Origin of the sequence: Mycoplana rhizolycopersici, from assembly GCF_013378445.1 — a bacterium.
Classification (GTDB): Bacteria; Pseudomonadota; Alphaproteobacteria; order Rhizobiales; family Rhizobiaceae; genus Mycoplana; species Mycoplana rhizolycopersici.
The window spans coordinates 24,040-33,395 of record NZ_JABXYK010000030.1; the positions used below are offsets into that span (position 1 = coordinate 24,040).

Consider the following 9,356-nt stretch of genomic DNA (forward strand, 5'->3'; position numbering starts at 1 on the left):
TCTCCACCCGGTCAGGCTGCCGGTTCTGAAAGTATTCTCTCGACGCGCAGGGCCGCCGCTAGCACGGTCGTATCCGCCCCGCGTGGACCGACGATTTGCATGCCGACAGGAAGGCCGTTCCGCCCCGTGCCGCAGGGCATCGACAGGGCAGGCAGTTGCGCGTGGTTGAAGCGGGGCGTGAGAGCCGCATGGTCCCGCGGTGCGGCGGGTTTCCCGCCGATCGTCTCCGGTCCCAGTCGGTCATGGGACCATGCCTTGCAGGGTGTTGTCAGCCCGATCAGAAGGTCATGGCTTGCGAACATCGGATCGAGCGCGCCGCGCAACCGGTGGGACTGGTCGAGCGCCCGGGCGACGGCGGTGCCCGGAAGGGCAAGTCCGCGCTCGATCTGCGCGCCGATATCCGGATCGAAAAGTTCCGGTTCCTGCCGCCAGCGCTCGCCGTAAAGCATGGCGAGGCCGGCATGCTGCAGCGGCATCAGGACTTCCTCGCTCAGCCCATCGGGCCAGGAAACTTCGACGAACTCGATGATCCAGCCGGCATGCTTGAGAGACTGAACAGCCCCTTCGATTGCATCCCTGACATCGCCGTCGATTGCCGCCTCGATTCCGAAAGTCGGATTGTAGCCCAGGCGAAGCGGACGATCTGCTTGCTGCATCCGGCCGCCCAGGACCGAGAAAAGCAGCGCGCAATCGTCGACGGTCCTGCCCATGGGCGCGGTGACGGAAACGTCCCAGAACGGCTCGGCAAAACCAGGGCCATAGGGCAGGAGATCCTGGCTGGGCTTGAAGCCGACCACGCCACAATGCGCCGGCGGACGACGGCTCGATCCGCCGGCATCGGTGCCAAGCGCTACGGGCGCCATGCTTGCTGCAAGAGCCGCAGCGTTACCGCCCGAGGAACCGCCCGGCGTCAGCGCAGCATCAAGCGGATGATGCGTGGTGCCGTACAGCGGCGTCTTCGTCACGCCCTTGCAGGCGAATTCCGAACAGGCGCCGATACCGATGACGATCGCTCCCGCGCCGCGCGCCAGCCGCACGGCTTCCGCGTCGCGGGGCGCGACGAAGTCGGCAAAGAGGCGCGAGCCCTGGGTGATCGGCCAGCCTTCGGCCCAGATATTGTCTTTGACGATCAGCGGCACGCCGGCAAGCGGCAGGTGCTGGCCCTTCGCGATCCTGTCGTCGACCTGTGCGGCTTCGGCCAGCGAACGCTGTGCATCGATCGCCACCAGAGCGTTGAGCGTCGGATTGCGCTCAAGGATGATCTCGAGATGGCGGCGCACGCTGTCGACGGCGCTGAACCTGCCGGCATTCACTGCGGCGGCAATCTGGCGGGTACGCATCGTGGCAATGTCACTGTCGCTCATTCACGCCTCCACCGGTGCAAAGTCGGGGAGACCGACGGCATGTCGCCAGTAGGTGGCGATCTGTGCCCGCGTCGCGAACCACACCCCGCCCCGCGCCGCCATGGAGTCGAGCAACGCCTCCAGAGCGCCGATACGGGCCGGCCGGCCGATGATCCTCAGATGAAGGCCGATGCTCAGAATGCGCGGAATATCGCCGCCTTCGCGCCAAAGACGGTCGAAGGCGGCGAGGCAGTAGCGCGTGAAATCCTCCGGCTGTACAAAGCCGCCGCCCGGCTGAAAGCGCATGTCGTTCGTATCGAACGCGTAGGGCAACACCACATGCGGCGTTTCGCCGACGGGAACGACATAGGGGGTGTCGTCGTCATAGGCATCGGAATCGTAGAGAAAGCCGCCATGTTCGACGAGCAGGCGCCGCGTCTCGGGCGCCGAGGCCGAGCGGGTATGCCAGCCGCGCGGTGCGATGCCGCCTGCCTCCCGGACGGCGTTGAATGTACGTGCGATGTTCGCGCGCTGTTCGTCTTCCGACATGCCGGCCAGGCGCTCCCAGCGCCAGCCATGACAGCTTGCCTCGTGGCCGCGCGAGACGATATCCCGAACCATCCATGGCGAACGCGCCGCCGCCCGGCCGCAGCAGGAGAAGGTGGCGGGGGTCGAATGCCGTGACAACGCGTCGAGGATGCGGCCATAGCCCACCCGTGGACCATAGCCGTAGTGGCTTTCCATGCAGGGGTCGGGAGAGCCGATCACCTCTTCGCGCGCCTCGTAGATGCTTTCGTTGCGTTCGTCTCCGTCGGCGATGGACAGCTCGGCGCCCTCTTCCACATTGACGACGAAAGAGACCGCGAGGCGCGCGCCGTCAGGCCACCTGACATCGGGATGGCCATGGCGATAGCCGATGAAATTGCGTCTGTCGCCCATCACTGGATCATCCGGTTGAGGCCGACGGTGCGCGAGCCGACGATGAGTGCGACGAGCGCCAGTGCGATCAGGCCGGTGGAGATGGCGGCGATCGTCGGATCGGGTGCTTCTTCCAGATATTGCAGCATCTTGATGGGCAGCGTCTTGTTCCAGGCATCGGTGAGGAAGATGGAGATCGGGTAATTGTCCATCGAGGCGAGGAAGGCGAACATGCCCGAGGTGAGGAAGGCCGGCGCAAGGCCCGGCACCAGCACCTTCAGGATCGCCTTTGGATAGGGCAGGCCGAGCGTCTGCGCCGCATCGATCAGCGAGAAATCGAACTTTTCGAGCGCTGCGACGAGGGTGCGGACCACGTAGGGGAGGGTGATGACGATGTGCGCAAGCAACAGGCTCCAGTAGGCGTCGCGCAGCCCGAGTTCCCGGAAGAACTGCAGCAGCGCCACACCGATCACCAGGCCAGGCATCATTAGTGGCGACACTGTGAAGGTGGCGAGCGCCTCTCGTCCGCGGAAGCGCCCACGCACGATCGCAAGCGATGCGAGCGTGCCGACGACGAGCGCTACCACCGTCGAGATCACGGCGAGATTGACCGAAAGCCACAGCGCGGCCAGAAGGTCCGGTTTGCGCGCCATGCTCTCGTACCAGCGCAGCGACCAGTCCGGCGGAGGCAGCGTGTAGACGGTCGAGGATGTGAACGAGACGATCACCGTGATAATGAGCGGGGTCAGCAGATAGATGCAGGCGAACAAGGCGATGAGCCAGCTCACCGTCGTTGCGATCCGGTCCGTAAGGGTCATGCCTGCCTCCCCGAAAGCCGCTTGAGGATGATGGAAGATGCGATGACGATCATCGCCGCGATGACGAGCAGAACCGCCGACATCGTGGAGCCCATCTGCTCGTCTCGAAGGTAGAGGAACGACCGGGCGATGAGCATGGATAGCATCTGGCTGCGTTCGCCCACGATCAGGTTCGGGATGACGTACATGGAAACCGCCATCGAGAAGACGAAGGCGGCGCCTGCGACAACACCCGGCAGCGTTAGCGGCAGGGTGACTCGGAAGAAACGGAAGAATGGTCCCGCGCCGAGCGTCGCGGCGGCAGGTCCGAGATTGGGATTGATCTGTCGGATTACGGCATAGATCGGCAGCACCATGAAGGGCAGGAAGATGTTGGCTGCGCCGATCACCAGCGCCGTCTCGGTGAAAAGCAGGCGCAGCGGCTCGTCGATGATGCCAAGGCCGAGAAGCGTCTTGTTTATCACCCCGTCGCTGCGGAACACGATCGACCAGGCAAACGCCTTGACGATCACGCCGACGGAAAGTGGCAGGATCATCGCGATCAGGATGCATGTCTGGACGAAGCCGCGGGCGCGAGCCAGTGCAAAGGCTGTCGGATAGCCGAGAACGAGCGTCAGCAGCGTCGTCTCGAAGGCGATGACGATCGTGCGGCGGAGCGCGGTCAGCATGTAGGGATCGGAGAAGAATGCGATGTAGCCGGCGACGGAAAGCGCGCCGTCGGCATCCCGGAAGCTTTTGAGCAGCAGGAACGCGATCGGCAGGGCGAACAGCATCCCAAGCAGCAGGAGCGATGGAACGGCGAGCAGAAGAAAAGGATCTCTTGTCCGGCCGGCCGGCGAGGCGGTCTTGGCAGCGGCGTGGCTCATTGGCGGTGCTCCGCCGGATAGACGAGCGTGTCCTCCACCCTCCAACCGAAGGTGACCGGGGAGCCGGCGGATGGAAGCCCGATGGCGTACGCACCGGACTCCTCGCATACCAGGCAATCGTCACCGGAGGCGGCGCCGTAGATCAGGGTCTTCGCGCCGAGGCACATGACGTCGCTGAGCGTCGCCGTGACCCGGTTTGTCGCCTCCGGCGATCCTTGCGGCAGGCCCGGCGAGATGAGTTCCGGCCGCACTCCGACCAGGACCCTGGCACCTGCGATGAAATTGCCCGGAGCGGTGATGTCGCCATAGGCCGTGGAAATGCGAAGAAGCCGGCCCTCGGCGCTCTTCACCGTGCCGGCAAGTCGCATCGACATGCCGACGAAGTCGAGTACGAAACTCGTCGCCGGTTTTGAGTAGAGATCCATCGGGCCGCCATATTGCTCGATCCTGCCGGCGTTCATCACCGCGATCCTGTCTGACACGGCGAGTGCTTCTTCCTGATCGTGGGTCACGAAGACGGCGGTGATGCCGCGTGAACGAAGAAGGGCCTTCAACTCGACCTGCATGGTTTCGCGCAGTTTGCGGTCCAGCGCTGAAAAGGGCTCGTCGAGCAGCAGGAGGTCGGGTGCCACGACGAGTGCGCGCGCTACCGCGACACGCTGCTGCTGGCCGCCGGAGAGCGCAGAAATCGGCCGGTCGGCATATTGCTCCATGCGAACGAGAGCCAGCGCCTCTTCGACCGGAACCTTCTGCTGAGCCTTCGTCATTCCGCGTGCCGAAAGGCCGAAACCGACGTTCTCACGGACGTTCAGATGCGGGAAAAGTGCGTAGTTCTGGAAAACCACCGATACGTTCCGCCGGTGGGCGGGCAGGGTGGTCACTTCGCGTTCCGCCAGCCTTATCGTTCCGCTGTCGGCGGAAACCAGTCCCGCAACCATCCGCAACAATGTGGTCTTGCCGCAGCCCGACGGGCCCAGCAACGAGACCAGTTCACCCTTGAGCACCGAGAAATCGAGCTTGTCGAGCACCGTGTTGTCTCGATAGCTCTTGGTGATGCCTTTTACGTCCAGGTACATTCCACATTCCCCTTGCGGAGGACGGGTGTTCATAGCCCGTCCTCCGGATCGTTGATGACGGATCAGATCGCCATGAGGCGGTCGAACTGCTCGATCCAGCCGGCGCGGTTCTTCGAGACGAAGGCCCAGTCGGGACTGAACACCTCGACGTCCTCGGGCACGATATCCAGGCCCGTGACCTCCGTGTTTGCCGGCAGGGCATAGGTCGACTTGGCCAGGATCGTCTGCAGCTCCGCGCCGAGCATCTCGTTGACATAGGCGGCGGCCAGTTCCGGATACGGTCCGTCCTTGACCATGCAGATGCCCGACGGCATGGCGAAGATGCCTTCCTTCGGCGCGGCCAGATCGATTGCAGCACCCTCGATCTTGCGCGGCAGCGCATAGGAGGAGAACTGGCCGGCCAGCATGGCGATTTCGTTCTGTTCCAGCAGGTTGAACGACTGGGTCAGCACCGAGTAGACGTTCAGCAGATTTGGCTTCAGTTCCTCGAGTTTGCCGAATGCGGCATCGATCTCGTACTGTGCCTCTGCGAGCGGCTTGCCCGTGGCCAGATGTGCCGCCATGAAAAGCGTCCACATGCCTTCGGTGTTCTGCAGCGAGGGAATGACGACCTTGCTCTTGAAGCTCGGATCCCACAGCTTGGCCCAGCTATCGACGCCGCCAACGGCGGTGTTGTAGGCCACACCCGCCCACGGCTGCACGTAGTTGGCCCACATGCCCTCCATGTGCACGGCGCCGGTACGCAGCTTTGCGACGTTTGGCGCAATGTGCGCCGTGATCGGCGTCAGCAATCCCTCATTGACGGCCATGATCATGACCGGATCGTCCATCTGCACCACCGACAGGTAGGGATTGGCCTTGTTCGATTGCATCTTTTCCAGGTTCACCAGCGACTTGGTGCCCTCGAAGATGATGCGTGCCCCGTGCTTCTTCTCGAAGGCGGGGGCGACGATTTCCTCCACCCATTTCGTGTGGCTTGCGGCGCCGCCGACGACAAGCTCCTTCGTCTGCGCGCGCAGAATTCCAGGGGTGGCCAGAAAGGTGGCCGCGGCGGCGCCGGTCTTGATGAGGCTTCGACGGGTAACGTCGGTCGATCCGTTCTTTGTCATGGCGATCTCTCTCGGTTTCTTGGGGTGGTCGAATTACGCCAATCGGAGTTGCAAATGGCATGCCATTTTGAAAAAAACAATATTTACATTGGCTTGTTAATGGATAAATATTTTATCGCGAACATTTTAACGCCTATTGAGTTGGCGTTTGCCCATAATTTCCTCACTCTATTCCGGAGAACTTCATGTCAGTCACAGCCGCCGCACCGGAGAAATTCGACCTCGTCCTCGACAATGTCACCCTGGTCACACCCGGCCGGCCGGCCGGGCGTGACATGGCCGTGGCCATATGCGGCGGTGCCGTGAAGCGGATCGCGCCCGCCGGCGAACTGAGGCACAGTCTTGCGGACAGGCGGATAGACGGACGCGGCGGCCTGCTGATGCCGGGCCTCGTCAACACGCACAACCATTCGCCGCTGATGATCGTGCGGGGCATGGTCGAGGATATCGGCTTCGCACCGGCCTACACGAAGGGCGTGCCGCAGGGCCACTGGCTTTCCGACGAGGAGACGCTGGCGCTTTCCCGCCTGGGTCTGCTGGAAATGATCCGTTTCGGATGCACGTCCATCGTCGACTACTATCGCAAGCCGCTGGCACTGGCGCAGGCCGCAAACGAGGCAGGTATCCGCGCCTTTCTCGGGGGGCGGGTGATGGATGTCGACACGGCTGCCCTGGCCGAGGGGCGGTTCCAGCATGATCCGGCGCTTGGCGAGGCAACGCTTGCCGACAACCTGAAGCTCATCGCCGAGTGGGATGGCGCCAATAACGGCCTGATCCGCTGCTTCTACGGGCCGCACGCGCCGGACACGGTCTCACGGGAGCTTTACCGCACAATAGCGGCCATGGCGGAAAAGGACGGCCGCCAGATCCATACGCATCTGGCGCAGTCGCGAATGGAAGTTGCCCACATGCAGGCGCGCGAAGGCATGAGATCCAGCGATTTTCTCGAGGATGTCGGCGTCTTGAACGACCGTCTTGTCGCGGCGCATTGTATCTTTCTGGAAGAAGACGAGATTGGAAAACTCGGCCGGGCCGGTGTGCAGGTGGCGCACGCGCCGATCGGCAATGCCTCGTTCGGTGCGGCCGCGCCGATCGCCGCTCTTGCGGAAGCCGGAGCCAACATCACGCTTTGCACCGATACCAAGTCTGGCGACATGTTCGAGGCGATGCGAATGGCGCTGGCGTCGGCGCGGTTGCGTGCGAAGGAAACCTTCGTCTTCGACGCCGCCACGGTCTTCGGCTGGGCGACGACCGGTGGGGCGCGGGCGCTCGGCGTTGAGGACAAGGTGGGCAGGATTGAGATCGGCAATAGGGCGGATCTGACCCTGCTCGATTCCAGGGCGCCCAACCTCTACCCCGTAGTCGACGGCTTCGGCGTCATCGCACATCTGGGGTCGGGGGCAAACGTGCGAACTGTCATCTGCGACGGCAATGTCCTGATCGACGATGGCCGGGCGACCTGGGCGGACGAGGACGAAATTATCGCCACGGCACAGGCTGTCGCGGACCGGCTCTGGCAACGTGCAAGGGCTGCCTGACAAGGCCCGCTCTAGCGCGGCGGGGATTCCGCCGCCTGTCCCCGCAAGACGGCGCAGACCGTGTCGCCGGTATGGTTCAGGTGCCCTTGCCAGACGCGTCGCGCGGCCTCCGGGTCGCGCTTTCGCAGTGCTTCCATCAAGGCCTCGTGTTCGGCGACGGATTCGTTCCAGCGGTCCGGCTTCATGATCGCCATGTACCGGCCACGGCGTGCCCTCAGCATGAGGCCTGCATGGGTGGCGCGCAGGATGCTGTTGCCGGAAAAGTCGACCACCAGGTCGTGAATGCGGCTGTTGACGTCAAAATAGAGGTCCTTGTCCTTGTTTCGGTAATGTTCAAGCATGTCCGCATGCAGTATTTCGAGGTGCGCCAATTCGTCGTCGGTGATGCGCTGGGCCGCCAATTGTGCGGCCAGGCTCTCCATTCCGGCGATCACCTCGAAGAGTTCCCGGGCTTCCTCGACCGTGAACGAAATCACCCGCGCGCCGCGGTTCTGGGAGATCTCGACAAGGCCATCGCGTTCGAGCAGCTTCAATGCCTCGCGCAGCGGCGTGCGGGACACTTTCATGCGCACGCTCAGTTCCCGCTCGGGAATGCGGCTGCCGGGCACCATCTCGCCACGGATGATAAGGCTTCGCAGAAGCGCCGCCGCCTGATGGGCAAGCGGTTCCCGCTTCGAAAGAAGTACCTTGGGCGGACGGCCTCGCTTCAGGAGTTTTTGCGTGGATGTCTCCATATCGCACTCACGTGTAGATGACACTGCCTACCTACATCGGAAGGCGGTCGTTGACCATCCGTCGTTGTCGCCGCAGTTTCGGGCGGCAGGGACGAGACGCCGTTCAGGGGACGTGCGAGGATCGCTGCTCCGCGGTAGTACCCCAGTGCCAGCTGCGCCGGCTCCGCCGGATTCCCTCGACCGGCATCGGGGGTGTCTCTTTCGAGCATTCCGTCATCTCCATGGATGGGGCCGGAGAATCGCTGACAGCAGGCTTATGTGGCAACACCGGTTCAAAAAGTGGGCGAGCCCCGGTGTGCCAGCAGATGCGGTGCAAGCGCGTCGGCGGTACGGATCGCATCGGCAACGATGCGGGCATTGAGCGAGCGCGGCACCGAATGGATGACGCTCGCCGGGTTCATCGCGGTTTCCCCGACACGCAGGAGATCGGCGTCGGAGACCTGTCCGAGGCCCAGATCGGCCAGCCGCACCGGCAGGCCGATCTGGGCGCAGAACAGGATGGTCTGCGTTATTTCTTCCGGGGCACGGTTTTCCAGAACCTGAAGGCCGATGATGCCGAAGGCCACCTTTTCACCATGGAAGAAATGATGGGTCGGCTCCAGGACGGTCAAGGCGTCATGAATGCCGTGCGCGGCCGAGACACCGCAATTCTCGAATCCGAGGCCGGAGAGCGGCGTGTTGGCCTCGATGATGTTCTCCACCGCTTCCATCAGGCATCCGGCTTCCGCCGCGTGATAGGCCGCCCGGACCTGCGACGATTAGAGCCTCGGCGGTTTTGAACCGCTCCAGGTTTCTGGACCGCCGGAGGCTAGAGTTTTCCGGCTTCTTGAACCGCCCCGAGTTTCTGGACCAGCGGATGGTAGAGTTTTCCGGCCTAACTCAGGGAAGCGGGCTGGCGGCGCTTCCCGGATTCATCAGCGAGATCGGTACCTTGTTGCCGATCGCACCATGGGG

Annotated in this window: 9 protein-coding genes; 1 reads left to right on the plus strand and 8 read right to left on the minus strand. The window is 63.3% G+C overall.

The features are described 5' to 3' along the window. Positions 1 to 11: 11 nt before the first annotated feature. The 6 genes from HV823_RS25660 to HV823_RS25685 form a co-directional block, all read right to left on the minus strand. Positions 12 to 1,364, minus strand: coding sequence for an amidase (locus HV823_RS25660; RefSeq protein ID WP_246301996.1), 1,353 nt, complete (start codon positions 1,362 to 1,364; stop codon positions 12 to 14). Continuing rightward, positions 1,365 to 2,282, minus strand: coding sequence for a polysaccharide deacetylase family protein (locus HV823_RS25665; protein WP_176952517.1), 918 nt, complete (start codon positions 2,280 to 2,282; stop codon positions 1,365 to 1,367). It abuts the gene before it with no gap. Beyond that, positions 2,282 to 3,079, minus strand: a complete 798-nt coding sequence (locus HV823_RS25670) for an ABC transporter permease (protein WP_176952518.1) — start codon at positions 3,077 to 3,079, stop codon at positions 2,282 to 2,284. The genes HV823_RS25665 and HV823_RS25670 overlap by 1 nt, the downstream gene beginning before the upstream one ends. Then, entirely contained in the window at positions 3,076 to 3,945 is an 870-nt protein-coding gene (locus tag HV823_RS25675; RefSeq protein WP_176952519.1) for an ABC transporter permease, read from the minus strand. Before HV823_RS25675 ends, HV823_RS25670 begins: the two co-directional genes overlap by 4 nt. After that, complete coding sequence (locus tag HV823_RS25680; RefSeq protein WP_210270939.1) at positions 3,942 to 5,021, minus strand: ABC transporter ATP-binding protein; 1,080 nt, start codon at positions 5,019 to 5,021, stop codon at positions 3,942 to 3,944. The genes HV823_RS25675 and HV823_RS25680 overlap by 4 nt, the downstream gene beginning before the upstream one ends. A gap of 62 nt (positions 5,022 to 5,083) precedes the next feature. Next, positions 5,084 to 6,130 carry an extracellular solute-binding protein gene (locus HV823_RS25685; protein WP_176952521.1) on the minus strand — a complete coding sequence of 349 codons (1,047 nt, stop codon included), beginning with the start codon at positions 6,128 to 6,130 and terminating at the stop codon, positions 5,084 to 5,086. A gap of 185 nt (positions 6,131 to 6,315) precedes the next feature. Between HV823_RS25685 and HV823_RS25690 the strand changes: the two genes are divergently transcribed. Next, positions 6,316 to 7,668 carry an amidohydrolase family protein gene (locus tag HV823_RS25690; protein WP_210270940.1) on the plus strand — a complete coding sequence of 451 codons (1,353 nt, stop codon included), beginning with the start codon at positions 6,316 to 6,318 and terminating at the stop codon, positions 7,666 to 7,668. Positions 7,669 to 7,679: 11 nt separating this feature from the next. Here HV823_RS25690 and HV823_RS25695 read toward each other — a convergent pair whose 3' ends face one another. Both HV823_RS25695 and HV823_RS25700 read right to left on the minus strand, forming a co-directional pair. Beyond that, complete coding sequence (locus tag HV823_RS25695; protein ID WP_176952522.1) at positions 7,680 to 8,402, minus strand: GntR family transcriptional regulator; 723 nt, start codon at positions 8,400 to 8,402, stop codon at positions 7,680 to 7,682. A gap of 272 nt (positions 8,403 to 8,674) precedes the next feature. Next, complete coding sequence (locus HV823_RS25700) at positions 8,675 to 9,112, minus strand: dehydroquinate synthase/iron-containing alcohol dehydrogenase family protein (protein ID WP_176952523.1); 438 nt, start codon at positions 9,110 to 9,112, stop codon at positions 8,675 to 8,677. Positions 9,113 to 9,356: the final 244 nt, after the last annotated feature.